The organism is Brevundimonas sp. P7753 (assembly GCF_013386595.1).
In the GTDB taxonomy this organism is placed as follows: Bacteria; Pseudomonadota; Alphaproteobacteria; order Caulobacterales; family Caulobacteraceae; genus Brevundimonas; species Brevundimonas bullata.
Genome location: NZ_JACARP010000012.1, coordinates 1 through 25,708, shown reverse-complemented (window position 1 = coordinate 25,708; position 25,708 = coordinate 1). Strand labels below are relative to the sequence as shown.

24 protein-coding genes and 1 pseudogene are annotated in these 25,708 nt (G+C 68.0%); 15 read left to right on the top strand and 10 right to left on the bottom strand.

Features of this window, described 5'->3' with window-relative positions; genetic code table 11:
* Positions 1–185 precede the first annotated feature (185 nt).
* The 5 genes from glyS to HX774_RS02610 all read right to left on the bottom strand — a co-directional run bounded on the left by glyS (position 186) and on the right by HX774_RS02610 (position 8,152).
* Positions 186–2,255 carry a glycine--tRNA ligase subunit beta gene (gene glyS, locus HX774_RS02630; RefSeq protein WP_178823977.1) on the bottom strand — a complete coding sequence of 690 codons (2,070 nt, stop codon included), beginning with the start codon at positions 2,253–2,255 and terminating at the stop codon, positions 186–188.
* 153 nt (positions 2,256–2,408) lie between these two features.
* The gene (locus HX774_RS02625) at positions 2,409–3,296 is read right to left on the bottom strand and encodes a glycine--tRNA ligase subunit alpha (protein ID WP_178823975.1); all 888 of its coding nucleotides are present in this window, start codon (positions 3,294–3,296) and stop codon (positions 2,409–2,411) included.
* Between the two features lie 211 nt (positions 3,297–3,507).
* Positions 3,508–4,374: a 4-(cytidine 5'-diphospho)-2-C-methyl-D-erythritol kinase gene (locus HX774_RS02620; RefSeq protein WP_178823973.1), complete on the bottom strand. Its 867-nt coding sequence runs from the start codon at positions 4,372–4,374 to the stop codon at positions 3,508–3,510.
* A 4-nt stretch (positions 4,375–4,378) separates the two neighbouring features.
* Positions 4,379–6,262, bottom strand: coding sequence for a tetratricopeptide repeat protein (locus HX774_RS02615; protein ID WP_178823971.1), 1,884 nt, complete (start codon positions 6,260–6,262; stop codon positions 4,379–4,381).
* 240 nt (positions 6,263–6,502) lie between these two features.
* Entirely contained in the window at positions 6,503–8,152 is a 1,650-nt protein-coding gene (locus HX774_RS02610) for an electron transfer flavoprotein-ubiquinone oxidoreductase (RefSeq protein ID WP_255499952.1), read from the bottom strand.
* Between the two features lie 191 nt (positions 8,153–8,343).
* On the opposite strand from HX774_RS02610, the gene HX774_RS02605 reads away from it, so the two are divergent.
* Both HX774_RS02605 and HX774_RS02600 read left to right on the top strand, forming a co-directional pair.
* Positions 8,344–9,168 (top strand): uracil-DNA glycosylase family protein, encoded by an 825-nt coding sequence (locus HX774_RS02605; protein WP_178823967.1) that lies wholly within the window; start codon positions 8,344–8,346, stop codon positions 9,166–9,168.
* Between the two features lie 93 nt (positions 9,169–9,261).
* Complete coding sequence (locus HX774_RS02600; protein WP_178823965.1) at positions 9,262–10,971, top strand: lytic transglycosylase domain-containing protein; 1,710 nt, start codon at positions 9,262–9,264, stop codon at positions 10,969–10,971.
* A gap of 192 nt (positions 10,972–11,163) precedes the next feature.
* On the opposite strand, the gene HX774_RS02595 is transcribed toward HX774_RS02600, so the two are convergent.
* A complete protein-coding gene (locus tag HX774_RS02595) occupies positions 11,164–11,820 on the bottom strand; it encodes a glutathione S-transferase (protein WP_178823963.1) in 657 nt (218 codons plus the stop codon).
* A gap of 25 nt (positions 11,821–11,845) precedes the next feature.
* Positions 11,846–12,166 carry a multidrug efflux SMR transporter gene (locus tag HX774_RS02590; RefSeq protein WP_178823961.1) on the bottom strand — a complete coding sequence of 107 codons (321 nt, stop codon included), beginning with the start codon at positions 12,164–12,166 and terminating at the stop codon, positions 11,846–11,848.
* Between the two features lie 370 nt (positions 12,167–12,536).
* On the opposite strand from HX774_RS02590, the gene purB reads away from it, so the two are divergent.
* From purB to HX774_RS02570, 4 genes are all read left to right on the top strand, one after another.
* A complete protein-coding gene (gene purB / locus HX774_RS02585; RefSeq protein ID WP_178823959.1) occupies positions 12,537–13,838 on the top strand; it encodes an adenylosuccinate lyase in 1,302 nt (433 codons plus the stop codon).
* Between the two features lie 5 nt (positions 13,839–13,843).
* The gene (locus HX774_RS02580; protein WP_178823957.1) at positions 13,844–14,356 is read left to right on the top strand and encodes a DNA-deoxyinosine glycosylase; all 513 of its coding nucleotides are present in this window, start codon (positions 13,844–13,846) and stop codon (positions 14,354–14,356) included.
* Positions 14,357–14,368: 12 nt separating this feature from the next.
* A complete protein-coding gene (gene purU / locus HX774_RS02575) occupies positions 14,369–15,208 on the top strand; it encodes a formyltetrahydrofolate deformylase (protein ID WP_178823955.1) in 840 nt (279 codons plus the stop codon).
* 111 nt (positions 15,209–15,319) lie between these two features.
* Entirely contained in the window at positions 15,320–15,952 is a 633-nt protein-coding gene (locus tag HX774_RS02570) for a fasciclin domain-containing protein (protein WP_114816126.1), read from the top strand.
* An 84-nt stretch (positions 15,953–16,036) separates the two neighbouring features.
* Here the strand turns inward: HX774_RS02570 and HX774_RS02565 are convergent, their stop codons facing one another.
* Positions 16,037–16,360, bottom strand: a complete 324-nt coding sequence (locus HX774_RS02565; RefSeq protein ID WP_178823953.1) for a DUF1476 domain-containing protein — start codon at positions 16,358–16,360, stop codon at positions 16,037–16,039.
* 262 nt (positions 16,361–16,622) lie between these two features.
* Here HX774_RS02565 and purC point away from each other — a divergent pair, with 262 nt between their 5' ends.
* Positions 16,623–17,381, top strand: a complete 759-nt coding sequence (gene purC / locus HX774_RS02560; protein WP_114816124.1) for a phosphoribosylaminoimidazolesuccinocarboxamide synthase — start codon at positions 16,623–16,625, stop codon at positions 17,379–17,381.
* Positions 17,381–17,620, top strand: a complete 240-nt coding sequence (purS, locus tag HX774_RS02555) for a phosphoribosylformylglycinamidine synthase subunit PurS (protein ID WP_178823951.1) — start codon at positions 17,381–17,383, stop codon at positions 17,618–17,620. The genes purC and purS overlap by 1 nt, the downstream gene beginning before the upstream one ends.
* Positions 17,621–17,816: 196 nt before the next feature.
* Here purS and HX774_RS02550 read toward each other — a convergent pair whose 3' ends face one another.
* The gene (locus HX774_RS02550) at positions 17,817–18,986 is read right to left on the bottom strand and encodes a cyclopropane-fatty-acyl-phospholipid synthase family protein (RefSeq protein WP_178823949.1); all 1,170 of its coding nucleotides are present in this window, start codon (positions 18,984–18,986) and stop codon (positions 17,817–17,819) included.
* Positions 18,987–19,101: 115 nt separating this feature from the next.
* Here HX774_RS02550 and HX774_RS02545 point away from each other — a divergent pair, with 115 nt between their 5' ends.
* The 4 genes from HX774_RS02545 to purQ all read left to right on the top strand — a co-directional run bounded on the left by HX774_RS02545 (position 19,102) and on the right by purQ (position 22,058).
* On the top strand, positions 19,102–19,587 hold the full coding sequence (locus tag HX774_RS02545) for a YbhB/YbcL family Raf kinase inhibitor-like protein (RefSeq protein WP_178823947.1): 486 nt from the start codon (positions 19,102–19,104) through the stop codon (positions 19,585–19,587).
* On the top strand, positions 19,584–20,009 hold the full coding sequence (locus tag HX774_RS02540; protein WP_178823945.1) for a hypothetical protein: 426 nt from the start codon (positions 19,584–19,586) through the stop codon (positions 20,007–20,009). The genes HX774_RS02545 and HX774_RS02540 overlap by 4 nt, the downstream gene beginning before the upstream one ends.
* 108 nt (positions 20,010–20,117) lie before the next feature.
* Positions 20,118–21,362, top strand: coding sequence for an MFS transporter (locus HX774_RS02535; protein ID WP_255499933.1), 1,245 nt, complete (start codon positions 20,118–20,120; stop codon positions 21,360–21,362).
* A gap of 33 nt (positions 21,363–21,395) precedes the next feature.
* The gene (gene purQ, locus HX774_RS02530; protein ID WP_178823943.1) at positions 21,396–22,058 is read left to right on the top strand and encodes a phosphoribosylformylglycinamidine synthase subunit PurQ; all 663 of its coding nucleotides are present in this window, start codon (positions 21,396–21,398) and stop codon (positions 22,056–22,058) included.
* 5 nt (positions 22,059–22,063) lie between these two features.
* Here the strand turns inward: purQ and HX774_RS02525 are convergent, their stop codons facing one another.
* Positions 22,064–22,345 carry a hypothetical protein gene (locus HX774_RS02525; protein ID WP_178823941.1) on the bottom strand — a complete coding sequence of 94 codons (282 nt, stop codon included), beginning with the start codon at positions 22,343–22,345 and terminating at the stop codon, positions 22,064–22,066.
* 118 nt (positions 22,346–22,463) lie between these two features.
* Here HX774_RS02525 and HX774_RS02520 point away from each other — a divergent pair, with 118 nt between their 5' ends.
* The 3 genes and pseudogenes from HX774_RS02520 to HX774_RS02510 all read left to right on the top strand — a co-directional run.
* On the top strand, positions 22,464–23,261 hold the full coding sequence (locus HX774_RS02520; RefSeq protein ID WP_178823939.1) for a hypothetical protein: 798 nt from the start codon (positions 22,464–22,466) through the stop codon (positions 23,259–23,261).
* Between the two features lie 46 nt (positions 23,262–23,307).
* Positions 23,308–25,518 carry a phosphoribosylformylglycinamidine synthase subunit PurL gene (gene purL / locus HX774_RS02515; protein ID WP_178823937.1) on the top strand — a complete coding sequence of 737 codons (2,211 nt, stop codon included), beginning with the start codon at positions 23,308–23,310 and terminating at the stop codon, positions 25,516–25,518.
* Positions 25,518–25,708 (top strand): annotated as a pseudogene (locus tag HX774_RS02510) (indole-3-glycerol-phosphate synthase); the annotation flags it as partial. The gene purL and the pseudogene HX774_RS02510, both read left to right, overlap by 1 nt.

Genomic DNA, 25,708 nt, shown 5'->3' with positions numbered 1-25,708 from the left:
ATGTGTCGGGATGCAGATTTTCAGCCTTCTGCGCCGCCCCCTCCGTCTCGTCGGCTCCGCCGCCGATCCACCTCCCCATCGCTGCGCGACAGGGAGGAAAGACACGCGCCCTTTCCTCCCCACGAGTGGGGAGGGGGACCGCGAAGCGGTGGAGGGGGCGACGCGACGGTCGGTAGGGAGAGCCCCTACCCCGCGATCTGGCCGAAGTCCGCCACCCGGCCCATGACGCCGCGCACCTGACCCAGCAGCTTCAGGCGGTTCTCACGCTCCTCGGCCACCTCGGAGTTGACCATGACGCCGGTGAAGAAGGCGTCCACCGGACCGCGCAGGCGCGCCAGGGCCGTCATGGCGGCGGCGAAGTCTTCCGTCTCCAGCGCGGCGTCCACAGCGGTCGCGGTGGCGGCGGCGGCGAAGGCCAGCGCGGTTTCTTCCGCCGGCTGGTTGGGCAGGCCGGTGGCGACGGCGCCTTCCGGCAGCGGGCCTTTCTTTTCCTCGGCCTTGAGGATGTTCGACGCCCGCTTGTAGCCGGCCAGCAAGTTGGCCCCGTCGTCCGTGGCGAGGAAGGCGGCCAGCGCCTCCACCCGACGCACGATCCGCACCAGATCGTCGTCGCCCAGAGCGAAGACAGCGGCCACGAGGTCATGGCGCTGGCCCTGATCGCGCAGCAGGACGGTCAAGCGGTCGGCGAAGAAGGCGCTGAGTTCAGTTTCAAGCGACAGCTTATCGACCGCCCGCTGAACATTGTCCTTCTCCAGAGCCGCCATGGCCGCCGAGAAGGCGTCGCCGCGAAGGCCGATACGAGCGCCGCTCTCCAGCACCAGCCGGATCACCCCCAGCGCCGCGCGGCGCAGGGCGTAGGGGTCGCGTGAGCCGGTGGGCTTTTCGTCGATGGCGAAGAAGCCGACCAGGGTGTCCAGCTTCTCGGCGATGGCGACGGCGACCGTGACCGGGGCGGTCGGGACGCTGTCGCCCGGACCTTGCGGCTTGTAGTGGTCGCGCACGGCGTCGGCGACGGCGACGGGGTAGCCGGCCAGACGGGCGTAGTAGCCGCCCATGATCCCCTGCAATTCGGGGAATTCGCTGACCATGCCCGAGGCCAGATCGGCCTTGGACAGGCGCGCGGCCTGTTCGGCCTGATCCGCGTCGGCGCCGACCAGAGGCGCGATTTCACGGGCCAGAGCGGCGATGCGGTCAACCCGCTCGGCCAGGGTGCCCAGCTTGGCGTGGAAGGTGACGCCCTTCAGCTTGTCGTTCCAGGCGTCAAAGCCGACCTTTTGATCCTCGTCCCAGAAGAAGCGGGCGTCGTTCAGGCGGGCGGACAGGACGCGGCTGTTGCCGGCGGCCAGGGCCTTGCCGCCATCGGTCGCCTCGACGTTGGCGACGACGAGGAAGTTGGGGGCGAGACCATCCTTGGCCGGATCGCGCACGGCGAAATACTTCTGGTGCACCTTCATCGACAGGCGGACCACTTCGGGCGGCAGGGACAGGAACTGCGGGTCCATGTCGCCCAGGATCGGCGTCGGCCATTCGGCCAGACCGGCGACCTCGTCCAGCAGACCGTCGTCATCGACCAGCACCAGACCACGCGCGGCGCAGGCGGCCTTGGCGGCTTCCAGAATACGCAGCTTGCGGTCGGCCACGTCCAGCAGGACGAAGTCGCGTTCCAGCTTGGCGCGATAGTCGGCGAAGTCCTTGACCGCGAACGGCTTGCCGCTGCCGAGGAAGCGATGGCCCTCGGTCACGTCACCCGATTGGATGCCGTCGATCTCGAACGGCACGACCGCCCCGTCGAACAGGGCGATGATGCGCTTGATCGGGCGCACCCAGCGCAGGCTTCCCGTGCCCCAGCGCATCGACTTGGGCCAAGGGAAGCTTCGGACGATCTGATCGACGGCCTCGGCGAAGACCTCGGTCGTCTGCCGGCCCTGGCTGCTGATCTCGGCGAACCAGACGCCGTCGCGCTCGACCAGTTGCTCCTGCGTCAGGCCGGTCTTGCGCAGGAAGCCTTCCAGAGCCTGAGCCGGAGCCGAGGTCTTGGGCCCCTTGACCTCTTCGTTGCGGTCTTCGGCGGCGACCGGCAGGCCGTCGATCACCAGGGTCAGGCGACGGGGACCGGCGAAGACGTTCAGCGCCTCCCACGTCAGGCCCGCGGCCTTCAGACGCTCGGAGACCATGCGCTCCAGGTCGCGCGCGGCGCCCTGCTGCATACGGGCGGGGATTTCTTCGGAGAAGATTTCGAGAAGAAGCTGGGGCATTCGATTAAATTCCGTCATCCCCGGACAAGTCGCGGAGCGACGCCGATCCGGGGACCCAGACGGCGGAGTTTAAAGCAGAAGGAGCCGTGCGGAGCGCCGGCGCCTGGGTTCCGGGTTCGGCTACGCCGCCCCGGAATGACGGCAGGGAGAGGCTCACGACGACGCCTTCTCATGTTCGACTTGTGCGAGCGCGCAGGCTTTGCACAGGTCGCGGATGCGGCCGATGTAGCTCTGGCGTTCGGCGACGGCGATGGCGCCGCGAGCGTCCATCAGGTTGAACAGGTGCGAGGCCTTCAGCACCTGGTCATAGGCGGGCAGGACCAGCGGCTGGCCCTGCGGCCCCTTCATGGTCAGGAAGTGGGCGGCTTCGCGCTCCATGTCCTCGAAGCGGCGCTTCAGCGCGGCGACGTCATAGCCGTGGAAGTTGGCTTCGGACTGCTGACGCTCGTTCTCGAGGAAGACCTCGCCGTAGGTCAGGCCCTCCTTGTTGAACTTCAGGTCATAGACGTTGTCGACGCCCTGAACATACATGGCCAGACGTTCCAGCCCGTAGGTCAACTCGCCCGAGACCACGTCGACCTCGATGCCGCCGACGCCCTGGAAGTAGGTGAACTGCGTCACCTCCATGCCGTCGCACCAGACCTCCCAGCCCAGGCCCCAGGCGCCGACGGTGGGGTTTTCCCAGTCGTCCTCGACGAAGCGGATGTCGTGCAGCTTGGGGTCGATGCCGATGGCGGCCAGGGAGCCGAGATAGAGCTCCTGCAGGTTGTCCGGGTTCGGCTTCAGGATGACCTGATACTGGTAATAGTGCTGCAAGCGGTTGGGGTTCTCGCCATAGCGGCCGTCGCCGGGACGGCGCGAGGGCTGGACATAGGCGGCCTTCCACGGCTTGGGACCCAGCGCCCGCAGCACAGTGGCCGGGTGCAGGGTGCCGGCGCCGACCTCGATGTCATAGGGCTGCAGAATGGCGCAGCCCTGGTCGCCCCAGTATTTGTGCAGGGTCAGGATCAGGTCCTGGAAGGCGAGGGGTTCGGTGGTCACGTCGGCTCGTTTTCGCAGCGCAAAATTTGAGCGCGGACCCTAGAGGGCGGCGGGGCCGAGTTCAACCGGACCGCCCCTCCATTCCGTCATCCCGGGGCGGCGCAGCCGAACCCGGGACCCAGACGGCAAGTTCAAACTGATGATCGCCAGCCCGGATCAAACGCCTGGGTCCCGGATAAGCGCTTCGCGCTTTCCGGGATGACGGCAGAGGTTAGCGGGCTCCGGCCAGCACGCAGGCGCGCACCCACCAACCGGAGCGTTGCAGCGAGCCAACAGCATGGCTTGCAGAGGCCGCATCCTCGAACAGACCGAAGACCGTCGCCCCTGAGCCCGACATCCGCGTCAGGCGGCAGCCCGGCGCGGCGCGCATGGCGCTCAGGGCCTCGGCTATCCCCGGCGTGACGCGCAGGGCGGGGGCTTCCAGATCATTGCGCTGGCCCTTCAGCCAATCGATCACGGCGGCGGGCGACCAATCAGCGGGGGCCTCAGGGCAATCAGCCCCGCCAGCGGGCGCATCGTCGTAGGCGCGGTACACCGCCCCCGTCGGCGACGCCACGCCGGGGTTCAGCAGAACCGCGTGCAGCGGCGGCAGGCGCGGCTCGTCGCGCAGATCGTCTCCCCTGCCCGTCGCCCAGGCCGGGCGGGCGCGCAGGCACATGGGACCGTCGGCGCCGACCACGCCCGCGACGGCTTCCAGCGCCGCCTCGTCCAGATCGAGGTCCAGCAGTTGCGCCGCCAACCGGATGGCCGTGCCTGCGTCCGCTGAGCCGCCGCCCAGACCGGCGGCGATGGGCAGTTGCTTGTCCAGCGTCACGGCGACCGGCGGCGCGCCGATCCCCGCAGCCTCGCCCAGCGCCCGCAGGCCGCGCAGGATCAAATTGGCGCCCTCGCCCGCCAAGGCTTCGCCAAACGGGCCGGTGACGGCCAGCGACAGGGCGCCCGCCCGCGTCACCGTCAACGCGTCGCCCACATCGGCGAAGGCGACCAGACTGGCCAGGGGGTGATAGCCGTCGTCCGCCACCGGGCCGACGTGCAGAAACAGGTTGATCTTGGCCGGAGCCAGGCCGCGCAGCGTCACCGGATCAGTCCGCGACGCCCGCGCCGGTGTCGTCGGTCGGTTCCTGACCCAGTTTGTCGCGCAGCTTGGCCTCGACCTCGGCCTTGCGCTCGGCCTCGACCTCCAGCGTCAGGACGCGATTCCATTGGAAGCCCGCCTCGCGCTGACGGCCCACGGCCCAGTAGGCGTCGCCCAGGTGGTCGTTGATCTCGGCGTTGGCGGGCTCCTTGGCCACGGCCTGTTCCAGGGTTTCCACCGCTGCGTCGAACTGGCCTCGGCGATATTGCGACCAGCCCAGCGAGTCCTGGATATTGCCGTCCGACGGATCGGCGGCGAAGGCGCGGGCGATCATCTCGGCCCCCTGCTCGACCCGCGCGCCGGTGTCGACCCACAGGTAGCCGAGGTAGTTGAGCACGGTCGGGTTGTTCGGCTGCTGCTGGAGCGCGGCCCACAGCTCGGCCTCGGCCTCGGGCTTGCGGCCCAGCGCCTCATAGGCCGCGCCGCGCAGGAAATGCACCTCGAAGCCCTGATCCGCCGTCATCAGCAGCGGCCCGTTCAGAACCGTCAGCGCTTCGTCGAAGCGCTTCATCTGCACCAGTTGCCCGGCCAGCAGATAGGCGATGCTGGCCTCATCGGGGCGAGCCTCGGCGGCGCGGCGCAGTTCGGCCAGAGCCTGTTCGGCCTGCCCGTCCTTTTCGTAGCTGAGCGCGCTCTGCACGCGAGCCGCGGCGTAGAGCTCGACATCCTGTGACCCGACCTGGGCCAGGGCGGCGCGGGCCGCAGGTTCCAGCTCGGCCTGTTGCAGGGTCTGGCCGATCAGGAAGCGGTTCTCGTCGGTGGGATCAAGGTTCAGAGCCAGGCGCAGGTAGACCACGCCGAACTCCAGCGCCCGCTGGGCGATGATCTGATCGGCGGCGGTCTTCAACGCCAGGGACGCGCCCTGACGATAGTTGGGGGCCGCAGGCGGGCGACCCTTGGCCAGGACGCGGGCGCGCGCCGCCATGGTGGCGCGGTCGGTGGAACCGGCGGTGGCAGCGGCCTCATACTGGACCAGAGCCTCGTCGCGCTTGCCGCGCCGCTCCAGGAACTCGCCGTAGGGCAGGCGGAACAGGCGCGAGGCCAGGGCGTGGCTAGTCAGGTCGCGCCACTCGGCGTCGGCCTCGTCATGGCGGCGGCGCAGCTCCAGCAGCCGTGCGCGATTGGCGCGGGCCACCAGGACGCTGATCGGGTCCAGATCAGTCGGCGCCACGGCCAGGGCGCGGTCCCAGTCCCCGGCGGCGGCGGCGATCCACGGCTGGACATAGAGGCCCGCGCGGGCGTGCGGCTCGCCGATGGGGGCGGCCCTGAGCATGGCGTTGGCGCGGCGGGCGTCGCCGTGAACAAAGGTCTGCACCGCCGCCACCAGACGACCGGCCTGGACGATGACGGGCGAAACCCCCTCCCCTTCCGGCGCGATCCGCGCGGCGACGTCGAGATCGCCCGCCAGCAGGGAGGCGGTGAAGGCCTGTTCGCGCACGCGGGGCTGTTCGGGGGTCAGGGCCTCGACGCGCGCCAGATAGTCGGCCCCCGCCTCGCTCTCGCCGCTGGTCAGGGCGTTGCGGCCCGCCAAATAGTAGCCGTAGGCGCTGCGCCCCTCGGCGTCGGTCGGGATCGGGGCCCAGATCGCCGGGATGGGCGGGGTCTCGGGCATCGCCGGCGCATCGGCGATGATGATTTCGGGGTCTTGGCTGTCGGCGTCAGACGGAGGCGAGGCCTCCGGGCCCATCGACGGTTCAGCCTCCACCTGAGCGGGCGCAGCGTCGCTCGGCAGCGTCTGCGGCGCCTCCTGCGCCAAGGAGGGCGCGGCGATGCCCAACGCGATCAGCGAGGCGGCGGCGAACAGGGCGGAACGGCGGAAGGCAAAGCGCATGGGCGGACCCTTCACGCTTTCCCTTCCGCCCGCAAGATCAGCTTCGCCTCTTGCTGTGGTTTCTCTTTCCTCCCCATTCCATGGGGAGGTGGCGCGGCGCGTCAGCGCCGTGACGGAGGGGGCGGCTCCACGGCTCACGTCTGTGTCGCCCCCTCCACCGCGCAGCCTGTCCTTGGGCTCGCCAGAGGCGAGACCCGAGGGCGGTCCCCCTCCCCATGGAATGGGGAGGAAAGGTTCGCCTTACATGTTCGGGTAGTTGGGGCCGCCGCCGCCTTCGGGCGTGGTCCAGACGATGTTCTGCGACGGGTCCTTGATGTCGCAGGTTTTGCAGTGGACGCAGTTCTGGGCGTTGATCTGGAAGCGCGGATTCTGGCCCTGCTCGTCGGTCAGCACCTCATAGACGCCCGCCGGGCAATAGAGCCGCGCCGGTTCGCCGTACTTGGGCAGGTTGACCTTGATCGGCACGGACGGGTCCAGCAGCTTCAGGTGGGCCGGCTGGTCTTCGGCGTGGTTGGTGTTCGAGATGAAGACGCTGGACAGCTTGTCGAACGACAGCTTGCCGTCCGGCTTGGGATAGGTGATCGGCTTGAAGTCCTTGGCCAGGCCCGTCGAGGCCGCGTCCGTCTTGGTGTGCCGCATGGTGCCGAAGACCGAGAAGCCGCCGGTCAGGTGGTTGATCCACATGTCGAACATGCTGACCGCCCCGCCCATCATAGTGCCCAGCTTGGACAGCATGGGCTTGGCGTTACGGACGACCTTCAGCTCCTTGTAGACCCACGAGGTCTTGTAGGCCTCTTCGTAGGCTTCAAGCACATCGCCCGCGCGGCCCGCGATCACGGCCTCATAGGCGGCGTCGGCGGCCATCATGCCGGTCTTCATGGCGTTGTGGCTGCCCTTGATGCGGGGCACGTTCACGAAGCCCGCCGAGCAGCCGATCAGGGCGCCGCCGGGGAAGGCCAGCTTGGGCACCGACTGGAAACCGCCCTCGGTGATGGCGCGGGCGCCGTAGGAGATGCGGGTGCCGCCCTCCAGATGCTCGGCGATGGCCGGGTGGTGCTTGAACTGCTGGAACTCGTCGAACGGCGACAGATAGGGGTTCTGATAGTTCAGGTGCACCACGAAGCCGACCGACACGTAGCGGTCGCCGAAGTGGTACAGGAACGATCCGCCGCCGGTCTTGTCGTCCAGCGGCCAGCCGGTCGTGTGCTGGACCAGGCCGGGCTGGTGCTTGTCGGCCGGGATCTGCCACAGTTCCTTCAGGCCGATGCCGAACTTCTGCGGATCCGAGTTCGCCGTCAGGTCGTGGCGGGCCATGATGGTCTTGGCCAGCGAGCCGCGCACGCCCTCGGCGATGAAGACATACTTGCCGTGAAGTTCCAGACCGGGCTGGAAGTCGCCGGTCGGCTTGCCCTCGCGGTCGATGCCGAAGACGCCGGCGACGACGCCCTTCACCCGGCCGGAGGGTTCATCCCAGACGACGTGACTGGCGGCCATGCCGGGATAGACCTCGACGCCGAGCGCCTCGGCCTGCTCACCCAGCCAGCGCGACACATTGCCCAGGGAGGCGATGTAGCAGCCGTGGTTGTGCATGAAGGGCGGCATGGCGAACATCGGCAGCGAGGCCTGTCCCTGCGGACCCAGCACCAGGAACTTGTCCTTTGTGACCGGCGTCTCCAGCGGGGCGCCGCGTTCCTTCCAGTCGGGGAAAAGCTCGTTCAGGGCCTTGGGGTCGATCACGGCGCCCGACAGGATGTGGCCGCCGATCTCAGCGGATTTCTCCAGCACGGCGACCGAAATCTCTTTTCCGTCCTTCTCGGCGCGCTGCTTCAGGCGGATGGCGGCAGACAGGCCGGCGGGGCCGCCGCCGACGATGACGACGTCGTACTCCATGACCTCGCGCTCGACGCCTTCCAGCGCTTCCGCCGGCGGCAGCTTGTCGATGACGGCTTCCTGCCACGCGTTTGTCGCGCCGCCTTCGATCGCTTGCTCGCCCATAATCCCCTGAATCCTCGTTATCGTCGTGGTTATCTGTCTTATCGTGAGGTGACGCAGCGGCGGTCAAGGCCTATCCCTGTCATGGAATGACGCCCCAGCCCCTCGACCCCGCCGCAACCGAAGCCCTGCTCGCCTTCTGGCGCGATGCGGGCGTGGACGCCTGCTATCTGGACGCGACGGTCGACCGCACCGTCTTCGTCGCTCCGCCCGCGCCCCAGATGCTGCAAAAGGCCTCGGCCACGGTCACGGCCCTGCATGGGGGCCAGCACGGGGGAATGTCCAGCGCGGACGCGGTCGCCGAGGCGCGTCGCCTGGCCGCCGCCGCCACGACCATGGACGAACTGGCGGAGGCGGTGGCCGCATTCGAGGGCTGCCCCCTGCGGGCCATGGGGGCCAAGCAGGCGGTGTTCGCGCGCGGCAATCCCAGGGGCTCCCTCCTGCTGATCGGCGAATCGCCCGGCGAGACCGAAGACCTGCGCGGCGAACCCTTCGTCGGCCAGGCGGGGCAACTGCTGGATCGGATGCTGGCGGCGGCGGGTCTGGCCGATCAGGCCTTCATGACCAACACCGTCTTCTGGAAGCCGCCGGGCGACCGCCTGCCGACGCCGCAGGAGCAGGCCGTCTGCGCCCCCTTCCTGGAACGCGCCTTTGCTTTGATGCAGCCCAGGGCCGTGCTTCTGGTCGGGGCGGCGGCGGCGAAATCGGTGCTGAACACCGAGGAAGGCCTGATGAAGATTCGCGGTCAGTGGCGCGAATGGCGCCTCGACGACGGGAAGGCGGCGGCCCCCGCCATCGTCACCCTGCACCCCGCCTTCCTGCTGCGTCAGCCCCAGGCCAAGCGGGTCGCCTGGGCCGACATCCTGTCCCTGGCGGCGCGTCTGGATACGGCGCAGGTTGAGCCTTCTGTCTGATTCAGGCATGGTTAGCGGCTGACGACCAGTCCACAGAGCGCTGACAATCCCGGCACGATACGGGAGCCGCGCCGACGAAGGGGGCCGCCGCGTATGTACCTTTTCCGCCGCGCGGCTCTCGCGCCTCTCCTTGCTGCTGCGCTCTGCGCCACGGTTGCGCCTGCCGCCCTGGCCCGTGACAAGGGGGCGACGGACAGCGGGGCTGATGGCGGCGGGACGGCCTATGTCGGCAATGACTCCGATAGAACCCCCACGGCCCTGAGCAGTTCCGATCGGCTCAGCTACACCACCGCCTTCGACGCCCTGCGGCGCGGCGATCTGGAGTTGGCCCGCGCCTCTGCGCGGCAGGCCCAGGACCGCGTCCTGCTAGGCCAGGTCGAGTTTGAGCGCCTGTTCCATCCCACCCATGTCGCGACCTATGACGAGCTGGCGGCCTGGCTGGAGACCTATTCCGACCTGCCGATGGCGCCCCGCGTCTATACCCTGGCCATGCGGCGCCTGCCCGACGGCGCGCCCGAGCCCAAGCGTCCCGGCAACCTGCTGGAGCGGACCTGGGCCAGCGTGACGGGCGCCCGCGACGGCGGCGTGACCGATCCGGCCAAGGCCGCCCGCGTGGCGCTGAACAACGACGATCTGGCCGGCGCCTGGCGCACCGGGGCCGAGATGGGCGACTGGTGGAGCGCAGGGCTGGCCGCCTGGCGCCTGCATCAATTTTCCGACGCCTTCCGCGCCTTCGAGCGCGTGGCTCAGGACCCGACCGAGGACCCCTGGGTCCGCGCCGGCGCCGCCTTCTGGACCGCCCGCGCCGCCGCTCAGTCGGGGCGTCAGGACAAGGTGGCCGAAAACCTGCGCCTGGCCGCGCGCTGGCCCGCCACCTTCTACGGTCAGATCGCCCTGCGCCAGCTGGGCGAAGAGCCGGTCATCGAGAACATGGGACCGCGCGCCTATGGCGCCGCGCTGCAACGCGCCAGCCTGACGCCTGAGCCGGCCGGCGTGGACGCCCGTGAACTGAACGCCTTCATCCGCTCGGACGAAACGGCGCGGCGCACGGTCGCCCTCTATGAAGTCGGTCGCCGCAACGAGGCCGAAGAATCCGCCCGCACCGGGATGCGCTCAGCCGGCGACGACAGCGCCCGGCGCCTGTGGGCCGGTCTCTATCGCACGGTGGCCCCCAATCGCGCGGCCCAGTCCGAGGCCAGCCGCATAGACGCCACCCGCTACCCCATGCCGGTGCTGGAGCCCGAGGGCGGCTTCACCATCGAAAAGGCGCTGGTTTACGCCATCGCCCGCAAGGAAACCGACTTCAACGCCAGCGCCCGCTCCGGGGCCGGCGCCTATGGCATGATGCAGGTCATGCCGACGACCGCCGCCCATATGACCGGGGATCAGGGCTATGTGCGCAATCCCGAGCGGCTGTATGTCCCGGCCACCAATCTGAAGCTGGGTCAGGACTATGTGAACCGGCTGTTCCAGATGGAAGCCTTCCAGGGCGACCTGCTGAAGGCCGTGGCCTCCTACAACGCCGGGCCGGGGCCCATGCTGGCGGCGGTGCGCAAGCTGGGGCCTGACGCCGACCCCCTGCTGCTAATCGAGACCATCGACGTGCCTCAGGCCCGCGAATACGTGGAAAAGGTCGTGGCCGCCTATTGGATTTATCAGCGAATGCTGGGCGCGCCGCTGAACACGCTGGACGCCGTGGCCTCGGGCGCCAAGGCCGTGCCGATCCGTCTGGACTATGTGGCCCCGCCGCCGACCGCGCCGATGCAGGTGGCCGAGGCCGCCCCGCTCGCCGGTACGCGCTAGAGCGCTTTAGACCACGCTGGACAACAGCATGGCCCAGACGAAGGCGAAGGCCAGAGCCGCGAGGAAATAGCCCCGCGCTGTCCTGCCCCAATTGGTATTCCGGCTGATCGTCCGCATCGCCCATCCCCCACGGCCCGACGCCGTGAAGGCAGAATGTAACATCACTCGTTAATCGCCGGTTTTCGGCCAAGCTTAAGCGGCGTTAGCCAGAGCCAGGCGCTGCCATTCCTCGAAATCTGGTTGGGCCAGCAGAGCCTCGACATAGGCCCGGGCGACGCCGTCCGCATCGCCATGCCCGCTCAGGTCGATCTGATAATGGCGCACCCGCGCCGCGACGGGGGTGAAGAAGGCGTCGGCGATCGACCAGTCGCCGAACAGCCAGGGACCGTCGGCGCCGAAGCGGCTGCGCATCTGCCGCCACAACTCGACCAGCCGCGCCAGATCCCGATCCAGCGCCGGATCGGACGGCGTCTCGGCCCGCGCCGCCCCGGCCATCGGATGATCCGGCCCCATGCCGCACAGATCGCGCAAGGCCATAAAGCCGGAGTGCATCTCGGCCGTGGCCGAACGGGCCAGCGCCCGCGCGGTCGCATCAACCGGCCACAGCTGCGCCTCGGGATAGTGTTCCGCCGCCCATTCGCTGATCGACAGGGTGTCCCATATCGTCTCGCCGTCGACCTTGAGCAGAGGCACGAAGCCCGACGGCGAAAGACGACGCAACTCGGCCTTCTGCGCTTCGGTGCGATAGGAGACCTCGCGGGTCGTGAACGCGGCGCCGGTCCGCTTCAGCACCAGCCAGGGCCGCAGCGACCAGGTGGAATAGAGACGCGGTCCGATGATCAGTTCCATGGCGAGGCTCCCTATGCGCTCGCCATCAATGGCTGGAGGACAGCTTCAGCACAACCAGGCCCGAGATGATCAGCACCGCGCCCGCGATCCGCATGGGGGTGATCGGCTCGCCCAGGACCGCGATGCCGACCACGAAGGCCCCGACCGCGCCGATGCCGGTCCAGATCACATAGGCCGTGCCCAGCGGCAGGGTCTTCATCGCCATCGACAACAGGCCGAAGCTGATGATCATGAAGACGATGGTGCCGACCGTCTGCCACGGCCTCGAAAACCCGTCCGACGCCTTCATCAGGAAGGCCCAGACGATCTCGAACAGACCGGCGAACAGAAGAAGAATCCAGGCCATGACAGTCTCCCTTGCATGGCGAGCCGGGTCGTCCCGGCGGTCATGCCCTGAAAGGGAGAGGTCGTCCTCTGAGCCCCCTATCTGGGACAAGGGGGCCAGAAGTCAATGGCTGCTCTTTCCTCCCCATTCCATGGGGAGGGGGACCACGACCCGAAGGGCGGCGCGCAGCAGCCAAGTGGTGGAGGGGGCGGCGCAAACGTCGCCCGTCGAGTCGCGCCCCCTCCGTCACGTCGCCTTCGCCGCCGCGCCCGTCGTCCAGGCGCCTCCGACGCCTGTTCCTCCACCCCATCGCTGCGCGACAGGGAGGAAAGACGCAAGTTTGCCCGGTGAACCTTGACTCCCCGCCCTTCCCGCACGACACGACCGATCCATGATCACGCGCTATACCCGCCCCGAAGCCGTCGCCATCTGGTCGCAAGAGACCAAGTACAAGATCTGGTTCGAGATCGAGGCCCATGCGGCTGCCAAGATGGCCGAACTGGGGGTGATCCCGCAGGACGCCTCCGACGCCATCTGGGCCAAGGGCAAGGACGTGACCTTCGACGCCGACCGCATCGACGAGATCGAACGCACCACCAAGCATGACGTCATCGCCTTCCTGACCCATGTGTCGGAAATCGTCGGCGAGGAAGCCCGCTTCCTGCACCAGGGCATGACCTCGTCGGACGTGCTGGACACCTGCTTCGCGGTGCAGCTGGCGCGCTCGACCGACCTGCTGCTGGGCGGCGTCGACCGCGTCCTGGCCGCGCTGGAAGTCCGCGCCAAGGAACACAAATACACCCCGACCGTCGGTCGTTCGCACGGCATCCACGCCGAGCCCGTCACCTTCGGCCTGAAGCTGGCCGGCTATCACGCCGAGTTCCAGCGCGCCAAGCGCCGCCTGATCACGGCCCGCGAGGAAATCGCCACCTGCGCCATCTCGGGCGCCGTCGGCACCTTCGCCAACGTCGATCCGGCGGTTGAGCAGTACGTCGCCGACAAGATGGGTCTGGCCGTCGAGCCCGTCTCGACCCAGGTCATCCCGCGCGACCGTCACGCCGCCTACTTCGCCGCCCTCGGCGTGGTCGCCTCGTCGATCGAGCGTCTGGCCGTGGAGATCCGCCACCTGCAGCGCACCGAAGTCCTCGAAGCCGAGGAGTTCTTCGACAAGGGCCAGAAGGGCTCGTCGGCCATGCCGCACAAGCGCAACCCGATCCTGACCGAGAACCTGACCGGCCTGGCCCGTCTGGTGCGCTCGGCGGTCGTCCCGGCGATGGAGAACGTCGCCCTGTGGCACGAGCGCGACATCAGCCACTCCTCGGTCGAGCGCGGCATCGGCCCTGATGCGACGGTCCACCTGGACTTCGCCCTGCACCGTCTGGCGGGGGTGATCGAGCGCCTGAACGTTTACCCTGAGAACATGCAGAAGAACATCGACCGCCTGGGCGGTCTGGTGCACTCGCAACGGGTCATGCTGGCCCTGACCCAGGCCGGCGTGTCGCGTGAAGACGCCTATGCCGCGGTTCAGGAGAACGCCATGAAGGTCTGGCGCGGCGAAGGCGCCTTCCTCGACTTCCTCAAGGCCGACGCGCGCGTCACCCTGCCGGCCGATCAACTGGAAGCCCTGTTCGACCTCGGCTACCACACCAGGAACGTCGACGTAGTGTTCAAGCGGGTCTTCGGCGAGGGCTGAGACCCTTGTCTGCGGTTGGGCGGTCCGTCGGCTTCGATCCTGTCGTCGACGACCGCACCCGCATCCTGATACTGGGCAGCCTACCGGGCGACGCCTCGCTGAAGGCGGCCCAGTACTACGCCCATCCGCGCAACGGCTTCTGGCCCCTGATCGGCGGCCTGCTGGGCGAGGGTCTGACCGCCCTGCCCTATGAGCAAAGGCTGGATCGCCTGAGGGCGCATGGCGTCGGGCTGTGGGACGTCATCGCCTCGGCGGAGCGATCCGGCAGTCTGGACGCCGCCATACGCTCGCCGGAGGCCGCCGACCTGCGCGGTCTGATCACCGCCCTGCCCGCGCTGCGCGCCGTGGCCTTCAACGGCGGACTGGCGGCGAAGCTGGGGCGGCGCATTCTGGCCGATCGGCCTGATCTGGGGCGGGTAGCCCTGATCGACCTGCCGTCCTCCAGCCCGGCGCACGCAATATCCTTGTCGGCAAAGGCGGAAAGCTGGGCCATACTCGGCGACTTCCTCCCCGAATAAGTCGGCCGCTCGATGATTCTGACCCTGTCCTGCCCTGACCGCCACGGCATCGTGGCGGCCGTCTCCGCCTTTCTGCTGGAGCGAGACGCCAATATTTCCGACGCTCAGCAGTTCGGCGACGCCCTGAGCGGCTACTTCTTCATGCGCGTGGTGTTCGAGCCGATGGAAGGCGACGCCGAGGACGCGATCCGCGCCGCCTTCACGCCGCTGGCCCTGCAGTTCGACATGGACTGGACCCTGCGCGGGCCGGAGCCGCGCAAGGTGATGATCCTGACCTCGCGGTTCGACCACTGCCTAGCCGACCTGCTGTACCGCTGGCGCATCGACGAACTGCTCATGCAGGTGACGGCCATCGTGTCCAACCACCCGCGCGACATGATCGGCCACGTCGATCTGGGCGACCTGCCCTTCCACCACCTGCCCATGAGCGGCGACAAGGCGTCGCAGGAGGCCCAGCTTCTGGCCCTGATCGAGGCGACGGGCACGGAGCTGGTGGTGCTGGCGCGCTATATGCAGATCCTGTCGGACGATCTGACGGCGCGGCTGGCGGGGCGCTGCATCAATATCCACCACTCCTTCCTGCCGGGCTTCAAGGGGGCCAAGCCCTATCACCAGGCCCATGCGCGCGGGGTGAAGGTGATCGGCGCCACGGCCCACTATGTCACCGCCGACCTGGACGAAGGCCCCATCATCGAACAGGACGTGGAGCGCATCAGCCACCGCGACGCCCCCGCCGATCTGATCCGCAAGGGCCGGGACATCGAACGCCGCGTTCTGGCGCGGGCGGTGTCGCATCACCTGCACGACCGCATTCTGATGCACGACGGCAAGACAGTCGTCTTCGCCGACTAAGGTTCAATCGTGATCACGCGCCGCGCCGGATAATTTGAACCATTTGGCCTGCTCGACCGTAGTTCTCCCCGACCCGCCGCCCCTTCGAGCGGCTGTCGATGGAGAGACGACATGAAGATGATCCGTACCGCCAGCTTCGCTACCGTATCCGCCGCCGCCCTGCTGACGCTGGCCGCCTGCGGCAACAATGAAACCAAGGTCGAGAAGGCGCCGGCCGACGCCATGCCAGCCGATTCGGCCGCAATGGCGCCTGTGACCACCGATCCCATGGTCGGCGGCGTGGCCATGAGCCCTGCCGACAACATCGTCACCAACGCCGCCAAGGCGCCCAACCTGACCACCCTGGTCGCCGCCGTTCAGGCCGCGGGCCTGGCCACGACCCTGCAAGGCCCCGGCCCCTTCACCGTCTTCGCCCCTGACAATGCGGCGTTCGAGAAGATCCCGGCCGCCACGCGCACCAGCCTGATGGAGCCGGCCCAGAAGGCCGCCCTGACCAAGATCCTGACCTATCACGTCGTGCCCGGTCGCCTGACCGCCGCCGACATCGCCGCCGAGGCCCAGAAGGGCGGCGGCACGGCCACCCTGACCACGGTTCAGGGCGAGAAGCTGATGGTCAAGGACGCCGGCGGCGGCAAGTGGACCATCACCGACGCCAAGGGCGGAACCTCGACCATCACCCAGGCCGACGTCGGCCAGTCGAACGGCGTGGTCCACGTCATCGACACGGTGCTGATGCCGAAATAATCGCGGCGACGGCCTGAAATAGAAGAAGGGCCGCTGCCATATCCGGCAGCGGCCCTTCTGAATTCGGTCGGTTGGAACCGAGGCCTATTCGCCGGCGCGGATCTGTTCGCGGGCGATCGAGGCCAGTTCGTCCATCTTGGAGCGCAGTTCGCCCTCGGACACCGTCAGGCCCGAGCCCTTGAAGTCGCCGGCGACCTTGCGGAAGACGTCTTCCTCGCCCGGCTGCTCGAAGTCGGCGCGGACCACGGCGGCGGCGTATTGCTCGGCGCTATCGGTCGACAGGCCCATCTTCTCGGCCGCCCACAGGCCCAGCATCTTATTACGACGCGCGATGGCCTTGAACTCTTGTTCCTGATCGAGGGCGTACTTGGACTCGTAGCCCTTTTCCCGATCGTCGAAGGTCGTCATGCGCGTAGTCACTCCAGTGGCGGACGGAATTGGGGTCCGCATCGCCGTCTATAGCCCCCTCGCCTGTGAACGCAACTGGACTCGCGGTCGCGGTTCTGACGCTGCGTTACAGGAGGATATTTGTGTCACAGACGCCCTTCGGTTAAAGGGCGTGCGATCTTATATACCCGTCGTCGATTCAGGATCGCGCCGCCCACAGCCGCCGGGCCGCGCGTTTTTCGTTTTGAGGACAGTCTGTTTTCTTCCCTCTCGGGACACGACCATGAATTCCAAGCGCAAGAAGATCTACGAGGGCAAGGCCAAGATCCTGTACGAGGGTCCCGAGCCGGGCACGCTGATCCAGTATTTCAAGGACGACGCGACCGCCTTCAACGCCCAGAAAAAGGCCGTGCTGGAAGGCAAGGGCGTGATCAACAACCGCATCAGCGAGTTCGTCATGTCGCGCCTGAACGGCATCGGCGTGACCAACCACTTCATCAAGCGCCTGAACCTGCGCGAGCAGCTGATCCGCGAAGTCGAGATCATTCCGCTGGAAGTCGTCTGCCGCAACGTCGTCGCCGGCTCGCTGGCCACCCGTCTGGGCCAGGAAGAGGGCACCGCCCTGCCCCGTTCGATCATCGAATTCTATTACAAGAAGGATGAGTTGAACGACCCGATGGTGACGGAAGAGCACATCACCGCCTTCAACTGGGCCACGACCCAGGAGCTGGACGACATCCTGGCCATGACCGTCCGCGTCAACGACTACCTGTGCGGCATGTTCGGCGCCGTCGGCATCACCCTGGTGGACTTCAAGATCGAGTTCGGCCGGGTGTGGGAAAACGACTTCGCCCGCGTCATCCTGGCCGACGAGATCAGCCCCGACAGCTGCCGTCTGTGGGACACCGCCACCGGCGAGAAGCTGGACAAGGACCGCTTCCGTCGCGACATGGGCGACGTCATCGAAAGCTACACCGAGGTGGCCCGCCGCCTCGGCATCATGAAGGACATGCCGACCGTGATCCAAGGAGGACTGCACTAATGGCCAAGGTGAAGGTTCACGTCTTCCTGAAGCCCGGCGTTCTGGACGTTCAGGGCAAGGCCGTCGAAGGCGCCCTGCAAGGTCTGGGCTGGGCCGGCGTCGCCAACGCCCGCGTCGGCAAGATGATCGAGTTCGACCTCGACGACAGCGTCGCCGACAAGGAAGCCGAGGTGAAACGCATGTGCGACACCCTGCTGGCCAACACGGTCATCGAAAGCTACCGGATCGAAGTGGCGTAAGGCCGCGACAATCTGACGATCAGGGCCGCTCGAAAGAGCGGCCTTTTTTGTTTTCCTCCCTGTCGCGCAGCGATGGGGAGGTGGATCGACGGCGCAGCCGACGAGACGGAAGGAGCGGCTCGACGGCTGACGTTTGCGTCGCCCCCTCCACCGCTACGCGGTCCCCTCCCCATGATAATGGGAGGAAAAGAAGGCCCTACTGGCAGAGATAATCGCGACTTAGCGGGACCGCCGTCTGCTGCTTGGTCAGCTGCAACTGGAAGACCATGTGCCCCAGCTCGCGGAAAGCGACCTCGCTGGCGGCGAGATAGAACTCCCACATCCGGCAGAACCGCTCATCGTAAAGCGCCAAGGCCTCGTCGCGCCGCGCCAGGAACCGTTCTCGCCAGATCCTCAGCGTCTCCGCGTAGTGCAGCCGCAGCACCTCCATGTCCGTCACCCACAGGCCCGAGCGTTCAATGGCGGGCAGGACCTCGGACAGGGCCGGGATATAGCCGCCGGGGAAGATGTATTTGCGGATAAACGGTTGCGTGCGGCTGGGCGGGGTCTTGCGGCCGATGGAATGGATCACCGCCACCCCGTCGTCGTCCAGCAGCCGGGCGACCGTGTCGAAATACTCCTGATAGTTGGGCGCTCCGACGTGCTCGAACATGCCGACCGAGATGATGCGGTCGAAGGTCTGGTTCAGGTCGCGATAGTCCTGCAGCAGGAACTCGGCACGGTCGGCCAGGCCGCGCGCCGCCGCCCGCTCGTTGGCGGTGCGGTGCTGTTCAGTCGACAGGGTGACGCCGGTGACGCGCGCGCCACGCTCGGCCATCGACAGACCCAGCCCACCCCAGCCGCAACCGATGTCCAGCGCGCTCTGCCCCGGCGCCAGCAGCAGCTTGTCGATCAGCCGCCGCTTCTTGGCCGTCTGGGCCTGTTCCAGGGTGGCGTCCGGCGTCTCGAAGAAGGCGCAGGAATATTGCAGGTCTTCGTCCAGAAACAGCCGGTAGAAGTCGACCGTCAGGTCATAATGGTGATGAACGTTGTTGCGCGCGTGCAGCCGGTCGTTGGCCTGCTCGGCGCCGCGCCGAATGCGTTGCAGCAGGTCCAGTTTTCCACCGCGCGGCCGGATGGCCAGCTGCGACGTCGTCAGCTGCAGGAAGGCGTAGATGTCGCCGCCCTCGACCCGGAAGGTCCCGTCCATGAAGGCTTCGCCCAGGGCCAGGTCTGGGTTGGCGGCGATGGCCAGGGCCGTCTTCGTGTCTTGGATCACCGCCGTCAATTCCGGCGTTCCCGGTCCCGCCGTCAGCTCGCGCCCGTCCGGCAGGCGCACCCGCACGGCTCGCGTCAGGAAGGTCTGATCGAGAAGGGCTTGCAGCATCCGGCGCTCCGCGCTTTGAACCAGGATCAAGCTTGGCTAGGAACAGACTGTCGCTGCGCAACGGTATCAAAGCCGGACCGTTCCGTCCGACAACCAGATCAAGGGAGCGCCTCCGATGACCTTCACCCTCACCTCCGCCGACATCCGCGACGGCGGCGTCCTACCCGACGCCCAGGTGAAGGCTCTGGGCGACACCTCGCCCCAGCTGTCCTGGTCCGGGGCGCCGGAGGGCACGAAGAGCTTCGCCGTCACCTGCTATGATCCAGACGCCCCCACGGGCTCGGGCTTCTGGCACTGGACCGTGGCCAATATCCCCGCCGACGTGACCGAACTGGCGGCGGGCGCGGGCGCCGTCGGCGGCGCCAACCTGCCCCAGGGCGCGGCCCAGGGCCGCACCGACTATGGCGAGGCCGGCTTCGGCGGGGCCGCCCCGCCGCCAGGCCACGGCCCGCATCGCTACATCTTCACCGTCTTCGCCGTGGACACGGACAGGCTGGACGTGACGCCGGACAACTCGGGCGCCGTCTTCGGCTTCAACCTGCATTTCCACACGTTGGCCAAGGCCTCGATCACCGCGACCTACGAGAACACCGGCGGGTGACGGCGGCGACGCTCGACCATCAGCAGAGGCTGGCGACGGTCCCCGACCTGTTCCGCCGCCTGATGGCTCGGCCGCTGGAACCCCTGACGCGGGCGCGACTGCCCGCAGCCGGGGCGGTCTATGTCTTCTATCAGGAGGACGAGCCTATCCATGTCGGCAGCCCGCCCCATCTGGAGGAGCGTTTGCTGGCGCCGTCGCTGCGTCTGGCGCTGGCCGCCCACGTGCACCAGCCAGGCCATGGCGTCCCTCTGATCAGCGTCAGCGAGCCCGCGCCGCGTCCCGGCCGCCGCCAGCCGATCCAGGCCCGCTGGCTGAACGTGCCAGATGGTCACGATCGGCTGCTGCTGGAGCTCTACGCCGCCCAGACCCTGGGCCTGTCGGTGTCGCACCCCAAGGTCCGCGCAGAACTGGCGGCCGCCTGAACCCAGCGCAAACAAAGCGTGATGAGCTGATCGTCCGGCCAAGGTTGCGCCTGCGACCTCGGCCCCTATTTTGCGACGCACTGTAAGTTTGTTGCATTGCGATAGTTCATGGCCCCCACCGACGCCGCCGCCTGTATCGACGAGCGCATCTGCGCGCCGTCATCTGCGATGGAGACGGTCGCCGCGCCGGGCAAGGTGGCCCTGGTCCTGCTGGCCCTGGCCATGGGCGGCTTCGCCATCGGCGTCACCGAGTTCGCGGCCATGAGCGTCCTGCCCGACTTCGCGGCGGGTCTGGGCGTCGATGAGCCCACCGCCGGTCACGTCATCAGCGCCTATGCCGCCGGGGTGGTGGTCGGGGCGCCGATCCTGGCGGTGCTGGGGGCGCGCGCGCCGCGCTGGCTGCTGCTGATCGGCTTCATGGCCCTGTTTGCGGTCGGCAATGCGCTGAGCGCCATCGCTCCCAACTATGAATGGATGCTGGCCTTCCGCTTCCTCAGCGGCATTCCGCACGGGGCATATTTCGGCGTGGCCGCCCTGGTGGCGGCGTCGCTGGTGCCGTTGCGGCTGCGCACCCGCGCCGTCTCGACCATCCTGCTGGGCCTGACCGTCGCCACCGTCATCGGCGTGCCCGTCGCCACCGCTGTCAGCCACGCCTTCGGCTGGCGCTGGACCTTCGCCATCGTCAGCGTTCTGGCGGTCATCACCATGGCCCTGGTCGCCCTGTTCGCGCCGCGCGACCCGGCCCACGCCGACGCCAGCCCCATGCGCGAGCTGGGGGCCCTGAAGCGCGGGCAGGTCTGGCTGACGCTGGGCGTCGGGACCATCGGCTTCGGCGGCATGTTCGCGGTCTACGCCTATCTGGCCTCGACCCTGACCGCCGTGACCGGCGTAGGGCCCGAGGTCCTGCCCTGGGTCTTCGCCATGTTCGGTCTGGGCATGATGGGCGGCAACCTGCTGGGCGCCTGGGCCGCCGACCGCTACGGCATGAAGGCGGCGGGCGGGCTGCTGCTGTGGAGCGCCGCCGCCCTGGCTCTCTATCCGTTCGCGGCCCCGCATCTGTGGGCCATGCTGATCGTGGTCTTCTTGATCGGCGGCGGCGGCGGGCTGGGCTCCATCCTGCAAACCCGCCTGATGGACGTGGCCGGCGACGCGCAGACCTTGGCCGCGGCCCTGAACCATTCGGCCTTCAACACCGCAAACGCCATTGGCCCCCTGCTGGGCGGCATGGCCATCGCGGCGGGCTGGGGCTGGACCTCGACCGGCTGGGTCGGCGTGGCCCTGTCGCTGGGCGGTTTCGCGGTCTGGATCGTCGCCTGGCTGACCGGACGCAAGACAGGTCAAAGCCACGCCTGACATCCTGAACAATTGATGCTAGGAGGCCCGCCCATGAGCGCAGCCGTCATCGTCTTCCCCGGGTCCAACTGTGATCGCGACTGCAAGGTCGCCATCGAACGCTCCACTGGCGAGCAGGTCGAAATGGTCTGGCACGCCGAGAGCGAGCTGCCGAAAGGCCTCGATCTGATCGTCCTGCCGGGCGGTTTCTCCTACGGCGACTATCTGCGCTGCGGCGCGATGGCGGCCCAGGCCCCGATCATGCAGGCCGTCAAGAAGGCCGCCGACGACGGCGTCACCGTGGTCGGCATCTGCAACGGCTTCCAAATTCTGTGCGAAGCCGGAATGCTGCCCGGCGCCCTGCTGCGCAACAGCGGCCTGAAGTATATCTGCAAGCCGATCAGCATCACGGTCGCCAACGGCCAGACCCGCTTCACCTCGGGCTATCAGGGTCAGCGCGAGGTCGTCATGACCCAAGGCAACGCCGACGGAAACTATTTCGCCGACGCCGAAACCCTGGCCCGCCTCGAGGGCGAAGGCCAGGTGGTGTTCCGCTATGCCGACAACCCCAACGGCTCGGTCGCCGACATCGCCGGCATCCAGAACGCACGCGGCAATGTCCTGGGCATGATGCCCCACCCCGACCGCGCCTTCGAAGCCGAACTGGGCAGCGCCGACGGCGCCACTCTGTTCCAGAGCATCTACGCCGCCGCCTGAACGGCCTAGGCGTCGGACGCCTTGTCCAGCTGCTCCTTGTCGTCGACCTGAGCGGTCTTGCGGTCCAGCACGCTGGCGCTGCGGCCCAGTTCGTCGACTTCAAGTTCCGGTTCTATGGGCTCGCCGTCTTCATCCAGCGGGCGTTCCAGCGTGCCGGCTGCGCCGGATTCGCCGATGGCTGCCAGTTCGCGGGCGCCGACGCCCAGGCCCTGTTCCAGGGCGCGGTTGGTTTCGACCTCGTCGGTTTCGAGTGCCGGGTCTTCCGGCAGGTTGTCGGGGTCGGCCATGGTGGGTCTCCTTGATGGGCGTCCTGCTGTTCTAAGCGGAGCGGCGCGCGTACGGTTCCGGTGAACCAAACCCCCGCCCGGCGCGTAGTTGCGGTGAAGCTGAGCCGGAGCCGCCCCTATGTCCGCCATCGAACGCCCTACCCCCGCCCAGAGAACCCGCCGACTGGTGGTGCTGGCCGCGGCTGTTTTCGCCGTCGTGGTTCCGGTCGTGCAGAACCTGGGCGGCTTCGGCCTGTCTCAGGCCGAGTTCGCGGCGGACGGCAATCAGACGTTGCAGGTGGCGGGCTACGCCTTCTCCATCTGGGGCCTGATCTATCTGGGGCTGCTGGCCTATGCCGGACGGCAGGTTCTGCCCCAGACCGGCGAAAGCGTGCTGATCAACCGCATGGGCTGGCCCTCGGCGGTGGCCCTGTTCGGGATCGGCTTATGGATCATCGTCGCGGCGCTGAACCTGAAGGCGGCCAGCGTCATGGTCATCTTCGCCTCGCTGCTGGCTCTGGTGGTTCCCTTGCTGGCCAATGCTCGGACCATCCGCGCGACTAGGGTGATGGAACGCGACCGCTGGTTCCTGATCTGGCCGCTGGCGGCGCTGGCCGGCTGGCTGACCATCGCCGCGCCGCTGAACCTGATCACCACGGCGACGGCCTTTGACGCCCTGCCCGCCTTCCTGTCGCCGACAGGCTGGGCCATCGCGGCCGTCGCGGTCGTGGTTCTGGTCGGAGCGGCGGTGACAGCGAGCCTGCGCACCCTGGCCTATCCCCTGCCGATCGCCTGGGGTCTGGTCGGGGCCTTTGTCGCAGAACAGGAGCGGAATCCGGTGCTTGGCTTCACCGCCCTGGGCGCCGCCTTCCTGCTGGTGGTCGCCGCCGTCATCCTGGTCTTCGGTCTGAAACGCGGGATCGAGCGTCGTCGCTGATCGGACGGGCTGACAGGAGGCTCAGACCCGGCTAGAAGCCCCGCCCATGAGCGCTCCGCAAAAGACCACCGCAGTATTGGCCGCTGAATACGGTCTGGCTCCGAACGAGTATGAGGTCCTGCTGGACCGGCTGGGCCGAGAGCCCAACCAGGTCGAGCTGGGCGTCTTCTCGGTCATGTGGTCCGAGCACTGCTCCTACAAATCCTCCAAGAAGCAGCTGATGAAGTTCCCGGTCACGGGACCGCGCGTCATCTGCGGCCCGGGCGAGAACGCCGGGGTCATCGACATCGACGATGGCGACGCCTGCATCTTCAAGATGGAGAGCCACAACCACCCCTCCTATATCGAGCCCTATCAGGGCGCGGCGACGGGCGTGGGCGGCATCATGCGCGACGTCTTCACCATGGGTGCCCGCCCGGTGGCCCTGCTGAACGCCCTGCGCTTCGGCGAGCCTTCGCATGAGAAGACCAAGCGACTGGTCAAGGGCGTGGTCTCGGGCATCGGCGGCTACGGCAACTGCGTCGGCGTGCCGACGGTCGCGGGCGAGACCAACTTCCACAAGGGCTACAACGGCAACATCCTGGTCAACGCCATGTGCGTAGGCATCGCCAAGGCTGACGAGATCTACTACTCGGCCGCGCCCGAGGCCGGGCATGACGTGGTCTATTTCGGCTCCAAGACGGGCCGCGACGGCATCCACGGCGCCACCATGTCCTCGACCGAGTTCGACGACGAGTCGGAGGCCAAGCGCCCCACCGTTCAGGTCGGCGATCCCTTCGCCGAGAAGCTGCTGATCGAAGCCACGCTGGAGCTGATGGCCTCGGGCGCGGTCGCCGCCATTCAGGACATGGGCGCGGCGGGCCTGACCTCCTCCTCGGTCGAGATGGCCGGCAAGGGCGGCGTCGGCGTCGAGCTGGATCTCGACAAGGTGCCTCAGCGCGAAGAAGGCATGACCGCCTATGAGATGATGCTGTCGGAAAGCCAGGAGCGGATGCTGGCGGTCCTCAAGCCCGGCTTCGAGGACGTCGGCTATCGCATCTTCCAGAAGTGGGGCCTGGACTTCGCCATCATCGGCAAGACGACCAACACCGGCCATCTGGTGCTGAAGCATCACGGCGAGGTGGTCTGCGACGTGCCGCTGGCCCCGCTGTTCGACGACGCCCCCCTCTACGACCGCCCCTGGGTCCAGCCCGAACTTCAGCCGCGCCTGGAGCCGTCCGAGGTTCCGGCGCCGGAAAGCTGGAACGACGCGGTCATCAAGGTCATCGCCTGCCCCGACATGGCCTCCAAGCGCTGGATCTGGGAACAGTACGACCGCCACGTCATGGCCGACACGCTGCAGGACTCGTCCACCGGCGCCGACGCCGGCGTGGTCCGCGTCCACGGCACGGACAAGGGTCTGGCCGTGACCAGCGACTGCACCCCGCGCTATGTCCAGGCCGACCCCTATGAAGGCGGCAAGCAGGCCGTGGCCGAGGCCTGGCGCAACCTGACCGCCGTAGGCTCGCGTCCCATCGCCATCACCGACAACCTCAACTTCGGCAACCCGCAGCGCCCCGAGATCATGGGCCAGATCGTCCGCGCCACTGACGGCATGGCCGAGGCCTGCCGCGAGCTGGACTTCCCCGTCGTGAGCGGCAACGTCAGCCTCTATAACGAGACCAACGGCGTCGCCATTCCGCCGACCCCGACGGTCGGCGCGGTCGGCCTGCTGACCAACTACGACGTGACCACCGGCTTCGGCGGCATGGCTGAGGGCGATGTCCTGGTCCTGATCGGCCAGACCCACGGCGAGCTGGGTTCGTCCATCTATCTGCGCGAGGTTCTGGGTCGTGAAGACGGCGCCCCGCCGCCGGTCGACCTGAAGCTGGAACGCAAGACCGGCGACTTCGTGCGCGGCCTGATCGAAGCGGGCGAACTGACGGTCGTCCACGACCTGTCGGACGGCGGTCTGGTCGGCGCGGCGGCGGACATCGCCCTGGCCTCGGACGTCGGCATCGAACTGAACGCCTCCAGCGCCGCCCACGCCCACGCCTTCCTGTTCGGCGAAGACCAGGCCCGCTATCTGGTCGCCGTTTCCGACGCCGAAGCCCTGCTGGCGAAAGCCAAGGACGCCGGTCTGCACGCCTCGGTCGTCGGCGTCGCCAAGGGCGCGGACTTCGCCTCCTCTGGTCCGAAGGGCGAGCTCTACCGCATCCCCGTCGCCCACCTGCGCGAGTTCCACGAAGGCTGGATGCCGAACTGGATCGAAGGCTGATGCGCGCCGGAGTATTCGCCCTCATCCTCGGCGGCGCGGCCCTTGTGGCCGCCTGCGACATCGAGGGCGGCGACCCGGTCCAGCACGCCTTGCGCGACGCCTCGGCGGCCCGCCAGGCGGCGGCGTTGAAGACCACCGAGGAAGAACAGGCGGCCGCCGCCCGGCGCGCCGCATCCGCCCCCGCCCCCGC